Source organism: Serratia sp. SSNIH1 (assembly GCF_002935055.1).
In the GTDB taxonomy this organism is placed as follows: Bacteria; Pseudomonadota; Gammaproteobacteria; order Enterobacterales; family Enterobacteriaceae; genus Serratia; species Serratia nevei.
Map to the genome: position 1 here is coordinate 487,905 of NZ_CP026383.1, position 18,025 is coordinate 505,929.

Annotated in this window: 19 protein-coding genes; 7 read left to right on the top strand and 12 right to left on the bottom strand. The window is 61.6% G+C overall.

Annotated elements, in window-relative coordinates:
* The first annotated feature begins 72 nt into the window (after positions 1-72).
* Positions 73-888, top strand: a complete 816-nt coding sequence (gene yidA / locus C3F38_RS02325; protein WP_047729576.1) for a sugar-phosphatase — start codon at positions 73-75, stop codon at positions 886-888.
* 25 nt (positions 889-913) lie between these two features.
* On the opposite strand, the gene C3F38_RS02330 is transcribed toward yidA, so the two are convergent.
* The gene (locus C3F38_RS02330; RefSeq protein WP_055312801.1) at positions 914-1,855 is read right to left on the bottom strand and encodes an ornithine cyclodeaminase family protein; all 942 of its coding nucleotides are present in this window, start codon (positions 1,853-1,855) and stop codon (positions 914-916) included.
* Entirely contained in the window at positions 1,842-2,810 is a 969-nt protein-coding gene (locus tag C3F38_RS02335) for a threonine/serine dehydratase (protein ID WP_038876004.1), read from the bottom strand. Before C3F38_RS02335 ends, C3F38_RS02330 begins: the two co-directional genes overlap by 14 nt.
* 36 nt (positions 2,811-2,846) lie before the next feature.
* Between C3F38_RS02335 and C3F38_RS02340 the strand changes: the two genes are divergently transcribed.
* Together C3F38_RS02340 and C3F38_RS02345 are read left to right on the top strand one after the other, a co-directional pair.
* Positions 2,847-3,167 (top strand): hypothetical protein, encoded by a 321-nt coding sequence (locus C3F38_RS02340; RefSeq protein WP_055316927.1) that lies wholly within the window; start codon positions 2,847-2,849, stop codon positions 3,165-3,167.
* Positions 3,168-3,299: 132 nt separating this feature from the next.
* Positions 3,300-4,580 (top strand): DUF3748 domain-containing protein, encoded by a 1,281-nt coding sequence (locus C3F38_RS02345; protein WP_104456907.1) that lies wholly within the window; start codon positions 3,300-3,302, stop codon positions 4,578-4,580.
* A 30-nt stretch (positions 4,581-4,610) separates the two neighbouring features.
* Here C3F38_RS02345 and C3F38_RS02350 read toward each other — a convergent pair whose 3' ends face one another.
* The gene (locus tag C3F38_RS02350) at positions 4,611-4,958 is read right to left on the bottom strand and encodes a YceK/YidQ family lipoprotein (protein WP_016929593.1); all 348 of its coding nucleotides are present in this window, start codon (positions 4,956-4,958) and stop codon (positions 4,611-4,613) included.
* A gap of 309 nt (positions 4,959-5,267) precedes the next feature.
* On the opposite strand from C3F38_RS02350, the gene ibpA reads away from it, so the two are divergent.
* The 3 genes from ibpA (at position 5,268) to C3F38_RS02365 (ending at position 8,036) form a co-directional block, all read left to right on the top strand.
* On the top strand, positions 5,268-5,681 hold the full coding sequence (ibpA, locus tag C3F38_RS02355; protein ID WP_004933919.1) for a small heat shock chaperone IbpA: 414 nt from the start codon (positions 5,268-5,270) through the stop codon (positions 5,679-5,681).
* Between the two features lie 100 nt (positions 5,682-5,781).
* Positions 5,782-6,210 carry a small heat shock chaperone IbpB gene (ibpB, locus tag C3F38_RS02360; RefSeq protein WP_004933922.1) on the top strand — a complete coding sequence of 143 codons (429 nt, stop codon included), beginning with the start codon at positions 5,782-5,784 and terminating at the stop codon, positions 6,208-6,210.
* Positions 6,211-6,377: 167 nt separating this feature from the next.
* On the top strand, positions 6,378-8,036 hold the full coding sequence (locus tag C3F38_RS02365; protein ID WP_047729572.1) for a putative transporter: 1,659 nt from the start codon (positions 6,378-6,380) through the stop codon (positions 8,034-8,036).
* A 10-nt stretch (positions 8,037-8,046) separates the two neighbouring features.
* On the opposite strand, the gene C3F38_RS02370 is transcribed toward C3F38_RS02365, so the two are convergent.
* The 4 genes from C3F38_RS02370 to C3F38_RS02385 form a co-directional block, all read right to left on the bottom strand.
* Positions 8,047-8,427 (bottom strand): type II toxin-antitoxin system VapC family toxin, encoded by a 381-nt coding sequence (locus C3F38_RS02370; protein ID WP_055317375.1) that lies wholly within the window; start codon positions 8,425-8,427, stop codon positions 8,047-8,049.
* The gene (locus C3F38_RS02375; protein ID WP_038875999.1) at positions 8,427-8,648 is read right to left on the bottom strand and encodes a ribbon-helix-helix domain-containing protein; all 222 of its coding nucleotides are present in this window, start codon (positions 8,646-8,648) and stop codon (positions 8,427-8,429) included. Before C3F38_RS02375 ends, C3F38_RS02370 begins: the two co-directional genes overlap by 1 nt.
* A gap of 74 nt (positions 8,649-8,722) precedes the next feature.
* On the bottom strand, positions 8,723-9,973 hold the full coding sequence (locus C3F38_RS02380; RefSeq protein WP_038875998.1) for a valine--pyruvate transaminase: 1,251 nt from the start codon (positions 9,971-9,973) through the stop codon (positions 8,723-8,725).
* 135 nt (positions 9,974-10,108) lie between these two features.
* On the bottom strand, positions 10,109-12,172 hold the full coding sequence (locus C3F38_RS02385) for an alpha-amylase (RefSeq protein ID WP_055317376.1): 2,064 nt from the start codon (positions 12,170-12,172) through the stop codon (positions 10,109-10,111).
* Positions 12,173-12,367: 195 nt separating this feature from the next.
* Here C3F38_RS02385 and C3F38_RS26340 point away from each other — a divergent pair, with 195 nt between their 5' ends.
* On the top strand, positions 12,368-12,520 hold the full coding sequence (locus C3F38_RS26340) for a hypothetical protein (protein ID WP_164491939.1): 153 nt from the start codon (positions 12,368-12,370) through the stop codon (positions 12,518-12,520).
* 1 nt (position 12,521) lies between these two features.
* Here the strand turns inward: C3F38_RS26340 and ghrB are convergent, their stop codons facing one another.
* From ghrB to C3F38_RS02410, 5 genes are all read right to left on the bottom strand, one after another.
* Entirely contained in the window at positions 12,522-13,499 is a 978-nt protein-coding gene (ghrB, locus tag C3F38_RS02390; protein WP_055317377.1) for a glyoxylate/hydroxypyruvate reductase GhrB, read from the bottom strand.
* A 73-nt stretch (positions 13,500-13,572) separates the two neighbouring features.
* The gene (locus tag C3F38_RS02395; RefSeq protein WP_055317378.1) at positions 13,573-14,841 is read right to left on the bottom strand and encodes an MFS transporter; all 1,269 of its coding nucleotides are present in this window, start codon (positions 14,839-14,841) and stop codon (positions 13,573-13,575) included.
* Between the two features lie 140 nt (positions 14,842-14,981).
* Positions 14,982-15,947: a sugar kinase gene (locus tag C3F38_RS02400; protein WP_038876064.1), complete on the bottom strand. Its 966-nt coding sequence runs from the start codon at positions 15,945-15,947 to the stop codon at positions 14,982-14,984.
* 7 nt (positions 15,948-15,954) lie between these two features.
* Positions 15,955-16,707 (bottom strand): sugar phosphate isomerase/epimerase, encoded by a 753-nt coding sequence (locus C3F38_RS02405; RefSeq protein WP_038875991.1) that lies wholly within the window; start codon positions 16,705-16,707, stop codon positions 15,955-15,957.
* A gap of 166 nt (positions 16,708-16,873) precedes the next feature.
* Entirely contained in the window at positions 16,874-17,908 is a 1,035-nt protein-coding gene (locus C3F38_RS02410) for a LacI family DNA-binding transcriptional regulator (RefSeq protein ID WP_038875990.1), read from the bottom strand.
* Positions 17,909-18,025 lie beyond the last annotated feature (117 nt).

An 18,025-nucleotide genomic window follows, 5' to 3' on the forward strand; every position in this document is an offset into this window, starting at 1 on the left:
CGCCTTTTTTGGCGCTGACAGCCGAGGCTGAAACGCGTTAGCATGAGAAAAAACCACTGGGAGAAGCGTTGAATGGCTATTGAACTGATTGCGATCGACATGGACGGCACGTTGCTGGATCCGCAGCACCAAATCACGCCGGCGGTAAAGCAGGCTATCGCGGCAGCGCGGCGCAAAGGGGTGCACGTGGTGCTGGCCACCGGGCGGCCTTATGTCGGCGTGCAGGACTATCTGCGCCAGTTGGACATTCAGGGCCCCGGCGATTTCTGTATAACCTATAACGGCGCACTGGTGCTGCGTGCGGTCGACGGCGCCTGCATCCTGCAGGAAACGCTGGGCTTCGAGGACTATCTGCACTTCGAACAGATGGCGCGCGAGCTCGGCGTTCACTACCAGGCGTTCGATTTCGACACCCTGTATACCCCGAACAAAGACATCGGCAAATACACCATACACGAGGCGGAAATGACCGGTATTCCGCTGAAATACCGCAGCGTGGAAGAGATGGATCGCCAGATGCGTTTCCCTAAAGTGATGATGATCGACGAGCCGGAGTTGTTGGACCGCGCTATCGCGCGCATCCCGTCGGAAACGCGCGAGCGTTATACCATTTTGAAAAGCGCGCCTTATTTCCTCGAGATTCTGCACAAGAACGTCGATAAGGGCGCCGGGGTGAGAATGCTGGCCGAGCACCTCGGCGTGGCGCGGGAAAACATCATGACGCTGGGGGATCAGGCCAACGATACGGCGATGATTGAGTATGCCGGCGTCGGAGTGGCGATGGGCAACGCGATTCCCGAGCTGAAAGCGGTGGCGCAGTTTGTCACCGGCGCCAATACCGAAGACGGTGTGGCGCGCGCCATCGAGAAGTTCGTGCTCAACGGCTGATAAAATGGGGCGCTGCGGCGCCCCTTTATATTGCCGCCAACACCCCTTTGGCGATTTGCAGATCCTGAATCGCCAGCCCGGTAAGATCGGCGATGGTGATGTGCTGCGGCTCGCTTCGCAACCGCCCGCCCTGCGCCAAGAGGGCGCCCATTTCGATGATTGGCGTTGAAGTGAGCCTAGTTTGCCGATAAGCCGTCGCGATTTCGCCATAGTCAGCACATTGCACCAGCGCATCGACCAGCAGCGCGTCCGCCTTGGCCACCAGATCGGTCGCCAGCTCCTGCTTGCCTGGCGCGTCGGCGCCCACGGCGGTGATGTGTGTGCCGGGCCGAATATCCGCCGCCTGTAAGATCGGTTCGCGGCTGGGCGTGGTGGTCACGATCAGCTGACAGTGCGCCGCCAGCTCCGCCGCGTCCTGCGTGGTCAGCACCCGAAAACCTTCTGCCTCGGCATCGCGCCGATACGCCGCCAGCGCCTGTTCGTTGCGGCCCCACACCCACACCTCGCGGCAATCGGTCACCGGTTTCAGGCATTGCAGCTGTAGCCGTGCCTGCAGGCCGGTGCCGACCATGCCGATCGCCTGAATATGCGGCGGCGCGCACAGCTCGGCGGCGATGCGGCCGGCCAGTGCGGTGCGCAGCGCGGTCAGCCAGCCCTCATCCTGCAGCAGCGCCCGGGGTTCGCCGGTCTGGGCGGAGAACGCCATCACCAACCCCTGATTGCTGGCCAGGCCGCGTTCGGCGTTGCGATAGAAACCGGCGGAGACCTTGACCACGAACAGCTCGTCGCCTTCCAGCCAGGCGGATTTGATGCAGCAATCGCCGGCGGCCTGTTCGAACAGGAAATGCTGCACCGGCGGCTGTTGCACCCGCCGCTGCGAATAGGCGATAAACCCCTGCTTCAGCAGCGCGGTTATGGCCTCGGCGTCGAACGCGGCGAGGATTTGCTGCCGGTTAAGGATGTGCATCGGCGACGGCCTTAAGGTATTTCTCCAGCACGATGTTTTTACCGCACAGCACCACCGCCACTTTTTTCCCCTGAAATTCCGGCGCCAGCCTGATCGCCGCCGCCAGCGCCACGCCGGCCGCGCCTTCGATAATCCACCGATCGCTGGCGGCGATCCGGCGCATCGCGTGTTTGATCTCTGCTTCGCTGACCAGCACTTTGCGGTCGATCAGCTGCTGGCACAGGGGAAAGGTCACGGCGCCCGGTTCGACGCCGCCGGCGGTGCCGTCGGACAGCGTTTCTTGCTCTTCCACCGGGAAGATATGGCCCGCTTCCAGCGCGCTGTACATGCTGGTGGCGTTTTCAGGCCAGCAGGCGATAAGCTGCGTGTTCGGCGACAATTGCCGCAAAACGGTGCCGATACCGGCGATATAACCACCGCCACCCACCGCCACGAACACGGCGTCCAGACCGGTGAGCTGTTCAACCAGCTCCATGCCGCAGGTGCCCTGGCCGGCGATCACCTGCTCGTCGTTATACGGCGAGATATAGGTTTTTCCCTGTTCGCGGGCGGCCTGTTCCCCGGCCAGTTCGGCGTTCAGTGCATCGCCCGGCACCAGTTCCACGGTGCCGCCCAGCGCGCGGATGGTGTCTAGCTTGATGCTCGCCGCCGTCTCCGGCGCATAAACCGTGACGCCAACGCCCATCAGCTGCCCCGCCAGGGCGACCGCCTGGCCGTGATTGCCGGTTGAGGCGGCGATCACGCCGCGCCGGCGTTGCTCGCTATCCAGCAATCGCAGCTTGTTGCTGGCGCCGCGAAATTTAAAGGAGCCGGTGTGCTGCAGATGGTCGCATTTCAGATACAGCTCACAGCCGAGCTGCTGTGAAAGCAGCACGCTGCGCTCCAGGGGCGTGACCCGTACCTGAGGGCGCAGTTGCTGATGGGCAGAAACAATGGCATCGAAGAGGGGATTCATACCGGCTCCGTAATGTTTTGGACTTAAAAATCCAGTTTGTACTTTTTTGTATTGATTGTAAACCCCGTCGCCCGACCGCCGGGCAACCCGGCCCGCCAGCGGCAACGGCCGGGGAAGCGCATCGCGTTGGCGTTGAAAATAATCATTAACCTGTCGTTTAGCGACACGATTTTTTATTTATTTGTGTTAAGGAAGCTGCTGCCGCTGACTTATTTTGATAAAGGAAATGAGAATGAAAAAAATAGCGCTCGCGGCATCCGCCTATACGGCATGGGCGCCGTTGAGTTTCGCCGCCAGGAATGCGAGCGCCTAATCGGCCGCTTATTTCCTGCCGATGCCGTCGTTCGGCTTAAATGATAAGACGCTGAAAAATAATTGCGTCATTTCGAACCGAAAAATCCTCCCGCCTTACCCGCGCAGGCCATGTGAAACGCTGTCGCCGATCCGGTAAGATGGCGACTCAGTGCCGGCATGCGCAGGAGAACCGCCATGAGCCATCGGGAAAAACAACTGACTTTCGACCCTCGCGGGCATCAGTTAACCAATATCAACGTCTGGACGCCGGACAGCCAATGGCTGGCTTATGACGTGCGCCCGCGCGGCGCCTCTTTCACCGGTCTGAGCATCGAGCGGGTCAACGTCGCCAGCGGCGCGGTGGAGGTGGTTTATCGCGCCCAGCACGGCGCCCACGTCGGCGTGGTCACGGTCAGCCCCGATGCGCCGGCGCGTTATGCCTTTATCCACGGTCCGGAGCACCCCGACAGCGCCTGGCAGTATGATTTTCACCACCGCCGCGGGGTGATCGTCAGTGAACCGGATCGCGAGTTGGTCATCACCCTCGACGCGCTGGATATCACCGCCCCCTACACGCCCGGCGCGCTGCGCGGCGGCAGCCATGTGCACGTTTTCAGTCCGGACGGCAGCCGTCTTAGCTTTACCTACAACGATCACGTCATGCACGAACGCGATCCGGCGCGCGATCTGCGCAACGTCGGGGTGGCCGTGCCGCTGCACGGGGTCAATCCGCCGAAACAGCACCCGCGCGAGTATGACGGTAGCCACTATTGCGTGCTGGTCAGCGAAACCGTGCCGCAGCCGCAGCCGGGCAGCGATCAGATCAATCGCGCCTACGAAGAAGGCTGGATCGGCCGCGAAGGTTACCGTAAGGCCGACGGCAGCCGGCAGCGCTGGGCGCTGGCGTTCATCGGCGATACGCTGTCCGCCGCCGGCGAGAAGCTGCCGGAGGTGTTTATCGTCGATCTGCCGGAGAACGATGCCGATTACGCCAGGGCGGGCGCTTTGCCGCTGCAGGGGACGGAAAGCGAGTTGCCGGCGCCGCCGCAGGGCGTCAGGCAGCGGCGGGTAACCTTTACCGGCGATCGTCGTTATCCGGGCGTGGCCGGCGCGCCGCGCCATTGGCTGCGCAGCTCGCCGGACGGCAGCCAAATCGCATTTTTGATGAAGGACGACGGCGGCGTGGTGCAGCTGTGGACGGTGTCGCCGAACGGCGGGGAGCCGCGCCAGGTGAGCCGCAGCGAGCATGACATCCAGTCGGCGTTCAGCTGGCACCCGCAGGGCGGGGCGATTGCTTTGGTGTGCGATAACAGCGTGATGCTGTGCGAGGTCGCCGGCGGCCGCCTGCAGCGTTTAACGCAGCGCAGCGCGCAGCCGCCGTCGGCGGATGCCGTGGTGTTTTCACCGGATGGCAAGAAAGTGGCGTTTATGCGCGAGATAGCGGGGTTCAACCAGATCTTTGTGGTTGAGGTGTAAGGCGGGCCTGGCGGCCCGCTGCGTGCGCGATTAGTGGGTGGCGGTGCTGTCGTTGCCTTCGCCGGGATTGCCGGTTGCCGCCAGATTCTGCTGCTCGCTGCGCAGGATGCGCGCTTTTGGCGAGTCTGCGGTGGCGTCGTTGCCGGAACGCAGATAGTCGTAAGGCAACAGTACGGTGTCCATCACCGCGGAGAACGGCAGATCCAGCGCCACCAGCGGCATCATCGCCCAGCTGGTGTTGTCGTCCTTCAGCATGTCCACGCTGGCGCGGGTGCCGGGATAGTAACCCTGATTCGGGCCGGTATGGCTCATCACGCTGGAGCAACCGCTGGTCGCCAACAACATGCAGCCCGTCGCTATCGCTTTCATCGTCGTCATTAATCCATCCTGCAGGGTTGCTGTTCCCCTAAATTAAGCTGATTTATAACATCCTGTTGCTGCTTTTAAAGAAGCAAAATCCCGCTCTGTGGCGGCTCTCTCACTTTAGTGTAAGTGGTAAAAAAACTTTCGCCTAATCGGTGCGAAGTTTTTTTGATCCTCGCCTGTTGAATTGATGAAATCAACCCCCATTTTATCATCAGAGCCGAATTGAGAATTCGCCGTAAGGGAATTCTGGCTTAATTAGCCTGTCCAGAGTGGAAGGCGTATTTATTTCAACCTCGCTGAAGTGCCTTAGGAGGCTGTTTTATGCGTAATTTTGATCTTTCCCCGCTATACCGTTCCGCCATTGGTTTCGATCGCTTGTTTAACGCGCTGGAAGCCGGTCAGAGTCAGGGCAACGGCGGTTATCCGCCTTATAATGTCGAGCTGGTGGACGAAAATCATTATCGCATCGCCATCGCGGTAGCCGGGTTTGCCGAGCAGGAGCTGGAGATCACCACGCAAGATAATCTGCTGATCGTGCGCGGGGCGCACAATAACGAACCGGCAGAAAAAACCTATTTATACCAGGGCATCGCCGAGCGTAATTTCGAGCGTAAATTCCAGCTGGCCGAACATATTCAAATTAAAGGCGCCAAACTGGAGAATGGCCTGTTGTATATCGACATGCAACGCATCGTGCCGGAAACATTAAAACCGCGCCGCATCGAAATTAAATAAATTCCCGTTTCGCCGGCAGGTACGCTGCCGGAAAATAATACCTAGCCTGCCGTCAGGGGGCTGAATAAACACATCTCGCTTAATGAAAGGAGTTGTTCCTATGCGTAATTACGATTTATCCCCGCTTCTGCGTCAGTGGATTGGTTTTGATAAATTGGCCAGTTCAATGGGTGGCCAGGAACCCCAGGGGTTCCCACCGTACAACATCGAGAAAAGCGATGACAATCACTACCGCATTTCTCTGGCGCTGGCCGGTTTCCGGCAGAGCGAACTGAATATCGAAGTGGAAGGGCCGCGGTTGACTGTCAGCGGTAAACCTACGCCGCCGGAAAAACAGGTCGAATACCTGCATCAAGGCCTGGTGTGCAAAGAGTTCCAGCTGACCTTCACCCTGGCGGAGCATCTGCAGGTGTCCGAGGCCAAATTTGAAAACGGCCTGCTGCACATCGATCTGGTGCGTCAGGTGCCGGAAGCCTTGCAGCCGCAGCGCATCGCCATCGGTGCGACGCCGGAGCTGGAAGCCAAATAACCGACTGAAAAACGGTCATCATCATGCGGGGGAGATCCAGACGGATCTCCCCCGCTGCGTTATGTGGCGCACGCCACAGTCCCCCCGTCTGTCCGATGTCATAATCCTTGTTAACTGTGTGCTTTTAACTGCGAATTCCCGATTCAACTTTGGCAAGGATGTGATCTATGAGCGATATCGCCCTGACCGTCAGCATGTTGGCGCTGGCGGCCGTCATTGGGCTGTGGATGGGGAACTGGAAGCTGTACGGCGTCGGGCTGGGCATCGGCGGCGTGCTGTTCGGCGGCATCCTGGTCGGTCACTTCGCCCAGAGTGGGCAAATCAGCCTGAACGGGGACATGCTGCACTTTATCCAGGAGTTCGGCCTGATCCTGTTCGTTTACACCATCGGTATTCAGGTCGGCCCCGGTTTCTTCTCTTCGCTGCGCGTCTCCGGTCTGCGCCTCAACGCCTTCGCGGTGCTGCTGGTGCTGACCGGCGGTGTCGTGGCGGCGGCGGTGCACAAGCTGTTCGACGTGCCGCTGCCGATCATCCTCGGCGTGTTCTCCGGCGCGGTCACCAATACTCCGGCGCTGGGTGCCGGTCAACAAATCCTGACCGATCTCGGTTCCGATCCGGCGTTGGTGGACGGGATGGGCATGGGCTACGCCATGGCCTATCCGTTCGGCATATGCGGCATTCTGCTGGTGATGTGGCTGATCCGGCTGTTTTTCCGCATCAACATCGAGCGCGAGGCGCAGGCGTTTGAAAGCAGCCTGGGCAATCAGCGTGAGCTGCTGCACGCCATGAACGTGGCGGTGCGCAACCCGAATCTGCAGGGCATGGCGATCAAGCAGGTGCCGCTGCTCAACGGTGAAGCGATCGTCTGTTCGCGCCTCAAACGCGGGGAGCTGCTGATGGTGCCGGCGCCGCACGAGCGGCTGGAGCTTGGCGACTACCTGCATCTGGTGGGCAAACGCGAAGATCTGGAAAATGCCCGGCTGGTGATCGGCGAAGAGGTGGATGCCTCGCTGTCGACGCGCGGCACCGCGCTGCAGGTGGTGAGGGCGGTGGTGACCAACGAGCAGGTGCTGGGCAAGAAAATCCGCGATCTGAACCTGAAGCAGAAGTATGACGTGGTGATTTCACGCCTCAACCGCGCCGGCGTGGAGCTGGTGGCCGGCAGCAACGTGACGCTGCAGTTCGGCGACATTCTCAACCTGGTCGGTCGGCCGGAGGCCATCGACGCGGTGACGGCAATCGTCGGCAACGCCCAACAAAAACTGCAGCAGGTGCAGATGCTGCCGGTCTTTATCGGCATCGGCCTCGGGGTGCTGCTCGGCTCCATTCCGCTGTTCGTACCCGGCTTCCCGGCGGCATTGCGGCTGGGGTTGGCCGGCGGGCCGCTGGTGGCCGCGCTGATCCTGGGGCGCATCGGCAGCATCGGCAAGCTGTATTGGTTTATGCCGCCGAGCGCTAACCTGGCGCTGCGCGAACTGGGCATCGTGCTGTTTCTGGCGGTGGTTGGATTGAAATCGGGCGGCAACTTCATCGATACGTTGTTGCACGGCGAGGGGCTGACGTGGGTCGGGTACGGCGCGCTGATCACCGCCATTCCGCTGCTGAGCGTCGGTATTCTGGCGCGCACGGTGGGCAAGATGAACTATCTGACGCTGTCCGGCATGCTGGCGGGATCGATGACCGATCCGCCGGCGCTGGCGTTCGCCAACGGTCTGCATCCCACCAGCGGCGCCGCCGCGCTGTCTTACGCCACCGTGTATCCGCTGGCGATGTTCCTGCGCATCATGTCGCCGCAGCTGCTGGCGGTGCTGTTCTGGACGCTGTAACGCTGCCCGACTACAGCCGGTAAGGCATTAACACGCCGTTGTCAGTGCCAAAATCTTTGGGGTTGCGGGAGATGAGCGTCCGGAACCCCACCTGCGCGGTGGCCCAGATAATGGCGTCCGGCAGCTTCACATGCTGTGAGTGGCGCAATTCTACGGCGCGTTCGGCAACTTCATCGGTAATAGGCAGCAGCAGGAATTGCCCTAAAAACTGGCGCGTTTTCAGCTCCAGCGTCGGCCCCTGTTTTTTGGCACCCACCATCACTTCCATCCAGGTGATGGCGCTAATAGCCGGGTTGATGTGGTATTCGGTCAGAACGTCTTTGGCTTGAGGAATGCCGTTGAGATAATCGATCAGGATATTGGTGTCGAATAACGCCCGTTGAGCCACCATTATTCCCACTCCTCGCGCTGACGATTTTCGTAGTCTACGCCATCGCCCATCGCCCCGGACCAGAGCCCGAAGGCATTGCTGGGATCTTCAACGTGGTTCTCCGCCAGATAACGGGAGACGGCCTGACGGATGATTTCGGCCCGGGGAACGTGGCGGATATTTTTCAGATTGTCGAGCTGCCGCAGGTCTTCTTCAGGTAAATCGATCACGATGCGAGTCATCGCTAGCCCTCCAAAAAAAGATATACGATATATGTATCGTATATCTTTATCGGTCAATTTTCAATCAGCCGGCGTTAGCCTTCCTGATGCGCGCGTTCGATCTCTTCCGCCAGGATCGCCACGCCGCGCTCGATTTTCTCCGGGTCGGGCACGTAGTTCATGCGCATGCACTGGTGGGTATGCGGCCAGTCGTGCTCCAGCCCCGGGAAGAAGTAGTGGCCCGGCACCATCAGCACGCCGCGCTTTTTCAGGCGCTGATACAGCACTTCGGTGGTGATCGGCAGATCCTTGAACCACAGCCAGAGGAAGATAGCCCCTTCCGGTTTGTGGATCAGGCAGCGCTCCGGCGACAGGTAGCGGCGGATAATCTCGATGGTGTGCTCGACGCGCTGTTTGTAGAACGGGCGAATCACCTCGTTCGACAGGCGCAGCAGATCGCCGCGCGCGATCATTTCCGTCGCCATCGCCGGCCCCATGCTGCCCGGCGACAGGCTGATGATGCCGTTCATGTTGGTCAGCGCGGTGATCACCTTCTCGTCGGCGATCACGATGCCGCAGCGCGAGCCCGGCAGGCCGAGCTTGGACAGACTCATGCACAGGATGGTGTTCGGGTTCCACAGCGGCGTGGCGTCGCTGAAGATGATGCCGGGGAAAGGCACGCCGTAGGCGTTGTCGATCACCAGCGGAATATCGCGCTGCTGCGCCAGCAGGTCAAGCTTCATCAGCTCTTCGTCGGTGATCACGTTGCCGGTCGGGTTGGTCGGCCGTGAAACGCAGATCATGCCGATGTCGTCGCCGATGGTGAGGTGTTCGAAATCAACGTGATACTTGAACTGGCCGTCCGGCAGCAGCTCGATGTTCGGCTTGGCGGAGACGAACAGCCCTTCGTCCAGCCCGGCGTCGGCATAGCCGATATATTCCGGCGCCAATGGGAACAGCACGCGGCGGCGCGAACCGTCGGCATAGCGGCCGGCGAACAGGTTGAACAAGTAGAAAAACGCGCTTTGGCTGCCGTTCGTCAGTGCAATATTCTGTGGCGAAATCTCCCAGCCGAGCTCGTCACGCAGCAGATTGGCCAGCGCTTCCAGCAGCGCGTCCTTGCCTTGCGGGCCGTCGTAGTTGCACAGCGCTTCGGTCAGTTTGCCCTGATCGAGCATCTCCTGGCACAGCTGTTTGAAGTAGGCTTCCATCTCTGGGATCTGCGCCGGGTTGCCGCCACCGAGCATGATGGCACCGGGGGTGCGCAGGCCTTCGTTCAGGTCGTCCATCAAACGGGTAATGCCCGCATAACGGGTAAATTTTTCGCCGAAAAGTGAGAAAGTCATAGGTGCAGCAGTACTGTTTCTTAGCAGGTAATCCCCCACCATACCGCCAGACAAATCCCGCTGCAATGCGGCCGACAAATCGACCAATGGGCACAAACTTCGCCCATTAGTCGATTAGTAGCATATTACACTGGATTATTGTGACCGTTCGCCGGCCCACACCACCATCACCTTATCGTCGCCGAGCCGGCGGCTGAAGGCGTAGTAGGCGGCGTGCGGCTGCGGGGTTTGCACGCCGCCGCCGATCGCCGGGTGGCGAGCGCGGAACTGCCCCAACCGTTGCCAGTGGGCCAGCAGCGGGGCTTTTTCTCCCAGCAGTTCACGCCAGTTCATGTCGGAGCGGGTGCCCTGCAGCGGATCGGAACCGGTTGGGCCGAGCGGGCGGCCGCTTTCATCGCCGTAGTAAATCTGCACCGCACCCGGCGCCAGCAACAGCAGGTTCGCCGCCCGCTGTTGCAGCGGCAGCGAGCCTTTGGCGTCGCCGGCGAAGAACAGCCGGGTGTCGTGTGAAGAGAGGTAGCTCAGCACGTTGAAATCCTGCAGCCGCTCGGCCATCTGCCGGTAGGTGGCGTCGATGTCGGCAAAGCAGCCCAATGCCTGCGACGCCTGGTCCTGGAAGTCGAAGTTGATCATCGCGTCGAAGCCGTTTTGGTAATAGTCGCTTTTCATCACCCCGTGGCCCCAGGCCTCGCCGGTCATCCAAAACGGCGCGTCATCCAGCGCCTGCTGCGGATGCTCCGCTTTCCACGCCGCCAATGCCGCCGTGGCGCGCTGCTTCAACAGCGCCAGCGTAGGTTTTTCCACGTGCTTGGCGGTATCGACGCGAAAACCGTCGATGCCGTAATCGCGCACCCACTGGCTGAGCCAGACGGTCAGGTAATCGCGGGTGGTGGCGCCGGGCATGTCGCGCGCGGCGGTGTCGGGTTTGTGGCGATAGAACAGTGGCAGGCCGCTGGCGCCGGGCGCTTCGGTTTTGATGTCCGGCAGGAAGGCCAGCGACATCGTCAGGTCGTCATAGCCCGGTGAGTCATAGTCGCCGATGTCGGTGCGGATCCAGTTTTTCCCCCACCATTGGCGCCAGCCCGCTTTGTCGCTGAAGTTGATGTAGTCGTTGAAGCTGTGCCAGTTTTGCCCCGGCCCGGGGCGCCAGTCGCTCCAGTTTTTCCCCAGGGTTTTCTCCACCTCTGTACCTTGCAGATACAGCGAGCCGAAGTGGAACGTCTGCATATCCGCCAGCGTGGCGTAACCGACATGGTTCACCACCACGTCGAACAGAATGCGAATGCCGCGCCGATGCGCTTGCTCGACCAGCGTGCGCAGCTCCTGTTCGGTGCCCATGTTGGTGTCGAGGCGAGTCCAGTCCAGTGCGTAATAGCCGTGATAGGCGTAATGCGGGAAATCGCCTTTGGTGCCGCCGCCAACCCAGCCGTGGATCTGCTCCAGCGGCGAGCTGATCCACAAGGCGTTGACGCCCAGCTGCTGCAGATAATCCAGCTTCTGCGTCAGGCCGGCCAGATCGCCGCCGTGAAAGGTGCCTATTTCCTGCAGGCCGTCGCTGCGGCGCCCATAGCTGTGGTCATTGGCCGGGTTGCCGTTCTCAAAGCGATCGGTCAGCACGAAGTAGACCGTGGCGTTATGCCAGCTGAACGCCGCCGGTTTCGCCGTGGCGGCGGATTCCAGCAGCAACAGGCCGCCGCTGGCGGCGGCGGGCTGCAGCGTGATTTTCCCCTGGCTCACCTGCGCCGTTTGACCGGAATAGAAATCGCGCAGCGTTTCGCCTTCGGCGAAGGTGGAGGCGACGTCGATCGTGACCGGCTTGCCGTCCCAGCGCGGGCAGCTGCGGACGGCAACGGCGGTGTTTTCCGGCGCGCTGCTCAGGCTGAGCTGCAGCGTCGGCGTGCCGCTGCGGGTGTCGATGCGCACCTGATAATCGCCGGCGCGGAACTGCCGCCAGCTGACCGGCGGATGAGTGCCGCAGGGCTGCAGCGACAGCGTCTGGTTAAGCTTCACCGCCTCGGCCGGCTGCCAGCAGTGGTTATCCTGATACAGCCGCAGCGGCAGCTGGCCTTTGGGAAGCGCGGCCTGACTGGCGAACAGCCCGGCGGCAGTTTCGTCGAAGGCCGGGAAGCCCGGCAGCGTCCAGCCGGCCAGCGCCGAAGGCGACAGCAGCATCAACAAGGGCAGGGGTAACAGTTTCATGGCTCTCCTTACGCGCGGCAGGAAGCGTTTTTTCGCAGGGTAGCGCCCAGTGTGGCAAACGGTGGAAAAATGGCCTCCTCCCTGCGGGGGTTTTTCGGGGAGGAGAGGAAGGGCGGAGCGTTTTCGGATTGATTCGGCTTGGCTTTGCGCGCGCGCTGCGGCAGATTAAACGATGAACATCAAAGGAGGTTAGCGATGACGGACAAAAACTGGCGAGAAGAGATCGTTCAGGCAATTCAGGATGCCGAATTGCAGCACTTCGCCGAAGAACATCAGCTGCAGGCGCTGTTCGCACCGCAGCAGGAAGAGCAACACAGCCGGTCATCCGCAGACCACCGGCCGTGCTGAGTTATTTCCGCAACAGCTGCGGGTTGACGCAGTTTTCTTTCACCGTGCCGGTCAACGCGGCGATCAAATTATCCACCGCACAGGCGGCCATGCCGTAGCGCGTTTCATGGGTGGCGGAGCCGATGTGCGGCAACGCCACCACGTTCGGCATGCTGAGCAGCGGCGAGTTGGCCGGCAGCGGCTCTTTCTCGAACACGTCCAACCCGGCGGCGTGGATCACGCCGTTTTGCAGCGCTTCGATCAGCGCCTGCTCATCCACCACCGGCCCGCGGCCGGCGTTGATCAGAATGCCGCTTTTCTTCATTTTCGCCAGCTGATCGCGGCCGATCATGTGGAAGGTTTGTTCGGTCAGCGGCAGCGTGATGCAAACGAAATCCGACTCGGCCAGCAGGGTATCCAGATCGCAGCGGCGCGCGTTAAAGCGCTGCTCCGCTTCTTCGTGCGTGCGGCGGGCGTTGTACAGCACCGGCATGCCGAAGCCGAAATGCGCGCGCTGCGCCAGCGCCAGGCCGATACGCCCCATGCCGAGGATGCCGATGGTTTTATGGTGCACGTCGACGCCGAACCAGTCCGGCCCGATGCTGCCGCGCCATTCGCCGGCCTTCACCCGCTCGGCCACTTCCACCAACCGGCGTGCGGTCGCCAGCACCAGGCTCATGATGGTGTCGGCGACGGTTTCGGTCAGCACCGTCGGGGTGTGCATCAGCAGCACGTTATGGGCGTTGAGCGCCTCGACGTCGAAGTTGTCGTAGCCGACGGAAACGGTCGAGGCCGCGCGCAGTTTGGGCGCCTGCTGCAGGAAGGCTTCGTCAATTTTACCGCCGGAACCGATGATCCCTTCGGCCTGCTGCAGCGCCTGGCGCAGTTCGTCGCGGTTCTCCGGCTGCAGGCCGTTGAAGGCGTGCACGGTGAAGTGCTGTTCCAGACGTTCACGCAGATCGGCAGGCAGGCTTTTGTACAATACGATAGAAGGCTTCATCACGAACTCCAGCTGGGCCAAAGGGGGCATGGCGCCCCCCCGGTTGGGTTAACAGATAAAAAGTATAACCGGATCAAGCCAATTGCGGCTGGATCTCGTTGCGGGCGGGTTTGACGATCAGCGTCAGCACCACCGCCACCACCAGTGCGATGGCCATAAACATGTAAGAGGCCGCCGGGCTGCCGGTGGCGCCATTCAGATAGCCGACGAACCACGAACCGAAGAACGACCCCAGCGCACCCATGCTGTTGATCAGCGCCATGGCGCCCCCGGCAACGTTTTTCGGCAGCATTTCCGGAATGATGGCGAAGAACGGCCCGTAGGGGGCGTACATCGCGGCGCCGGCGACCACCAGCAGGCCGTAGGAGATCCAGAAGTGGTTGGTGCCCACGGCGTAAGAGCCGAAGAACGCCAGCGCGCCGATCAGCAGCAGCGGCCAGACGAACAGCTTGCGGTTTTGCATTTTGTCCGATGCCCAGGAGACCACGATCATGGCGATGGTCGCCGCCAGGTAAGGCACCGCGGACAGCCAGCCGGCTTCCACCATGCCCATCTGCATGCCGCTGCGCAGGATGGAAGGCAGCCACAGCACGAAGCCGTACACGCCGATGCTCCAGGCGAAGTACTGCACGCACAGCAGGATCACGTTGCGCGAACGGAAGGCTTCGCCGTAGTTGCGCACGGCCTTGATGCCTTTCTGCTCTTCGTCCAGCTGCTGTTGCAGCGCCTGTTTCTCCTCGGCGCTCAGCCAGCCGGCCTGCGCCGGTTTGTCTTTCGCCAGCACCCACCAGCAGAACGCCCAAATAACCGCCGGAATGCCTTCGATGATGAACATTTCACGCCAGCCGAAGGCGTGGATCAGGTAGCCGGACACCACCGACATCCACAGCACCGTCACCGGGTTGCCGAGGATCAGGAAGGTATTGGCGCGTGAGCGCTCCGATTTGGTGAACCAGTTGCTGATGTAGATCAGCATCGCCGGCATCACCGCCGCTTCCACCACGCCGAGGATAAAGCGGATGGCGGCTAACATCGGGATATTGCTGACCACGCCGGTCAGCGAGGCGCAGCCGCCCCACAGGATCAGGCACCAGAAGATCAATTTTTTGACGCTGCGGCGTTCGGCGTAGATGGCACCGGGAATTTGGAAGAAGAAATAACCGAGGAAAAACAGCGCACCCAGAAGCGAGGCCATGCCTTTGGTGATGCCGAGATCTTCATTGATGCCGGCGGCAGAGGCGAAGCTGAAGTTGGCGCGATCGAGATAGGCCAGGCTGTAGGTGATAAACACGATGGGCATGATGTACCACCAGCGTTTGGCCGCGACAGTCGCTTTGTTCATGTTCAGTATCCTTCAGTGGTGTTGCATCCCCTTCGCCCGGCACGCTGGGCATGCAAGACAAAGGGGCAGATGCTCTCCCGACGCGTCCCGGTTGTAGGGCCAGAGGCTGACGTCATGCGGAGAAGTCGTTTTTTTTATTGTTATTCGGCCAGCGCCGCGCGGGTTGGCAGGCCTTCGCTGTCGCCGATGGCCTGGATCGCCAGCGAGCCGATTTTGTTGCCGCGCTGTACCGCCTGTATCAGCGTTTTGCCTTCCAGCAGGGCGCTGAGGGTGCCGACGGCAAAGCCGTCACCGGCGCCGACGGTATCCACCACGTTGTCGACCTTGACCGCGGCCACTGCCGCCTTGTCGCCGGCGGCGGTTTTAAACCAGGCGCCGTCCGGGCCGGTTTTGATGATCACCGCCTGCACGCCGCGTTCCAGATAGAAATCGGCGATGCCTTCCGGCGTCGATTGGCCGGTGAGGATCTGCCCCTCTTTCAGCCCCGGCAGCACCCAGTCGGCGGCGAACGCCAGCTGGTTCAGCTGCTCGATCATCACCTCGCGGCTGGGCCACAGCACCGGGCGCAGGTTGGGGTCGAACGAAATGGTTTTGCCCATGGCGCGCATTTCGCGCGCCGCATGGTGGCACAGCGCCAGCGACTCGCTGGACAGCGCCGCCGCCACGCCGCTCAGGTGCAGGTGGCGCGCGGAACCGAAATACTCAGGGTTGAAATCGGCGACCGACAGGTGGCTGGCCGCCGAGCCTTTACGGAAGTATTCCACGCTGGGATCGGTACCATCGGTGGTTTTGGATTTCACCTGAAAACCGGTGGGATAGTGGCCGTCGACCGTCACCTGCCGGTAGTTGATGCCTTCTTTTTTCAGCTGCTGCAGGGTGAAGCGGCCGAACGAATCGTTGCCGACGCGGCTGACCCAGCCGACGTTCATGCCCAGACGCGCCAGGCCGATCGCCACGTTCAGTTCGGCGCCGGCGATGCGTTTGGTGAAGGTTTCCACCTCCGCCAAATCGCCGGTTTGCGCCGCCACGAACATCGCCATGGCTTCGCCCAGTGTGACCACATCCAGGGGCGCCTGCTGCGCCGTCGTTGCCGTTAACGTTGTCATCATGGGGTTACTCCGCACGCAAAATATTGACGTAATGGCGGGTGACGGCTTCCAGGTCATCGCCCTGCAACGGGAATTCGATGCCGCGCGGCGCATCGTGCGGCAGGCGGGCCAGCAGATCGCGCCAGCTGCCGTCGGTATCGTCCAGCGCGACGGCGCGCCAGCCGCGCGGGCCTTGGGTGGCGGCTTTGACGTGCACGTAACCGACGTGGCGGGCCAGGCGCTCGGCGGCGGCGAAGGCGTCTTGCCCCACCCATAGCCAGTTGGCCATATCGAAGGTCATGCTGACCGGCAGGTGGCTATCTTCCGCGGCGTGGAAAAAGGCGTTCAGCATCGACAAAATGCCGCAGTCCGGCGTCTGATCGTTTTCGACCACCAGTTTGACCGGGTGCTGCTCCAGCGCCACTTTCAGCTCGGTAAAATCGAAGCCGGGGCGGAAATGGCCGAGGGACAACTTCAGCCGGCGCGCGTTCAGCGCCTGCGCTTCCGCCAGCAGCGCCGGCAGGTTAGGGTTCAGCGTATGTTGCGGGGTGAACAGCGCCTCAGGGGCCGAGTAGACGGCGAACAGCTGCTGGCGTTCAATCTCTTGCGCCAGGGCCGGCAGGCTGTCCAGTTCGCCGGCGGCGAACAGTTCGCGGCGGATCTCCACCCCGTCGGCGCCCGCGCCGGCGATGATGGGCAACAGCGCGCGCTGGCCGCCGTGTTGTTTGACGGTATCGGTGCCGTAGGCGCCGGTGACCACGATGATTTCTGTTTTCATTTTGACTCCTGAGGCGGCATTGTTGCCGCCGCTGCTGTTACCGGTACGTTAAATGGAACCGGTTCCAGCGGAAAGCGACAGAGTGTAAAAATATGATCGCAATCACGAAGCTGAGCAAAAAACAGCCGATGAGGGCGGGGCGGGCAACGGCCCCGGAGAAGGCAGGTTAGCGGGTGGTGGAGCCGCGGACGATCAGCTCGCCGGAGAACATCTGCTCGCCGCTGGGGGCAGCCAGGCCCTGAATGCGCTGCACCAGCCGCTCCAGCGCCGCGTGCCCCATTTGGTAGGTGGGCTGTTTCAGCGTGGTGATGCCGACGCCCGCCAGCTCCGCCCACTCCAGCTCGTCAAAGCCCAGCAGGCCGATGTCGTTGCCCCACTGAATGCCGAGCCGGCGCATGGCGCGCGCCACCTGCAGCGTCAGGGCGCCGTTGGCGGAGATCACCGCCTTGCGCATGCCGCGATGGCGGCCGCTGAAATCGCTCAGCACCTGCTCCAGCTTCTGCCGATCGTTGAGCGGCGTTTCGGCCTGCTCCGCCAACAGTGTGGGGTGCTGCGCCATGGTGTGTCTGAAAGCGTGCAGGCGTTCGAGACGGGTATTGACCGTACCGAGCGGCTCGCTGAGGAACAGGATCGCTTCGAAACCTTGTTGCAGCAGATGTTCGGTGGCGACGGTGGCGGCTTCGCGGTTGTTCAGGCCCACCACGTCGCAGGCGAAGTCGGGGATTTTGCGGTCGATCAGTACCATCGGCAGCATCGACTGTTGCAGCGTGGATAACGCTTCCTCGCGCATGCCGACCGCGTTGACCACGATGCCTTCCACCCGGTAACTGCTGAGCAGCTGCAGGTAGTGCTGTTCCTGATTGACTTCGTTGTTGGTGTTACACACCAGCAGGGTAAAGCCGTGCTGGCGGCAGGCGGCCTCGATGCCGCGCATCACGTCCACCGAATAGGGGTTGGTGATATCGGCGAGGATCAGGCCGATCAGGCGGGTCTGGCCGCCTTTCAGGCTGCGCGCCATCTGGCTTGGCCGGTAGTCGAGCTGCCGGATCGCCTGTTCGATGCGCTGTTTGAGATCGTCGGAAAGCAGGTGTTGTTCACCATTCAGATAGCGTGACACGCTGGTCTTGCCGGTTTTGGCGATGCTGGCCACATCGCTGATGGTGGCGCGTCCCGAGGCGCGCGTTGCCTTGACAGTGCTCACAGCCGATCCCTCCTGCGGTTAATTGCCAAGGAGACTACCATACCCGATGTGCGGGCGGGAGTATTGAAGGGTAAGGAGAAAATCGCAGGGAGGCGGCGGGGCGCCGGTTGCGCGCCC

Bases quoted from the DNA above. Each gene is read 5' to 3' on its own strand.
- yidA (WP_047729576.1), top strand. From the start codon at position 73: ATGGCTATTGAACTGATTGCGATCGACATGGACGGCACGTTGCTGGAT.
- C3F38_RS02330 (WP_055312801.1), bottom strand. From the start codon at position 1,855: ATGCACATCCTTAACCGGCAGCAAATCCTCGCCGCGTTCGACGCCGAG.
- C3F38_RS02335 (WP_038876004.1), bottom strand. From the start codon at position 2,810: ATGAATCCCCTCTTCGATGCCATTGTTTCTGCCCATCAGCAACTGCGC.
- C3F38_RS02345 (WP_104456907.1), top strand. From the start codon at position 3,300: ATGAGCCATCGGGAAAAACAACTGACTTTCGACCCTCGCGGGCATCAG.
- C3F38_RS02350 (WP_016929593.1), bottom strand. From the start codon at position 4,958: ATGACGACGATGAAAGCGATAGCGACGGGCTGCATGTTGTTGGCGACC.
- ibpA (WP_004933919.1), top strand. From the start codon at position 5,268: ATGCGTAATTTTGATCTTTCCCCGCTATACCGTTCCGCCATTGGTTTC.
- ibpB (WP_004933922.1), top strand. From the start codon at position 5,782: ATGCGTAATTACGATTTATCCCCGCTTCTGCGTCAGTGGATTGGTTTT.
- C3F38_RS02365 (WP_047729572.1), top strand. From the start codon at position 6,378: ATGAGCGATATCGCCCTGACCGTCAGCATGTTGGCGCTGGCGGCCGTC.
- C3F38_RS02370 (WP_055317375.1), bottom strand. From the start codon at position 8,427: ATGGTGGCTCAACGGGCGTTATTCGACACCAATATCCTGATCGATTAT.
- C3F38_RS02375 (WP_038875999.1), bottom strand. From the start codon at position 8,648: ATGACTCGCATCGTGATCGATTTACCTGAAGAAGACCTGCGGCAGCTC.
- C3F38_RS02380 (WP_038875998.1), bottom strand. From the start codon at position 9,973: ATGACTTTCTCACTTTTCGGCGAAAAATTTACCCGTTATGCGGGCATT.
- C3F38_RS02385 (WP_055317376.1), bottom strand. From the start codon at position 12,172: ATGAAACTGTTACCCCTGCCCTTGTTGATGCTGCTGTCGCCTTCGGCG.
- C3F38_RS26340 (WP_164491939.1), top strand. From the start codon at position 12,368: ATGACGGACAAAAACTGGCGAGAAGAGATCGTTCAGGCAATTCAGGAT.
- ghrB (WP_055317377.1), bottom strand. From the start codon at position 13,499: ATGAAGCCTTCTATCGTATTGTACAAAAGCCTGCCTGCCGATCTGCGT.
- C3F38_RS02395 (WP_055317378.1), bottom strand. From the start codon at position 14,841: ATGAACAAAGCGACTGTCGCGGCCAAACGCTGGTGGTACATCATGCCC.
- C3F38_RS02400 (WP_038876064.1), bottom strand. From the start codon at position 15,947: ATGACAACGTTAACGGCAACGACGGCGCAGCAGGCGCCCCTGGATGTG.
- C3F38_RS02405 (WP_038875991.1), bottom strand. From the start codon at position 16,707: ATGAAAACAGAAATCATCGTGGTCACCGGCGCCTACGGCACCGATACC.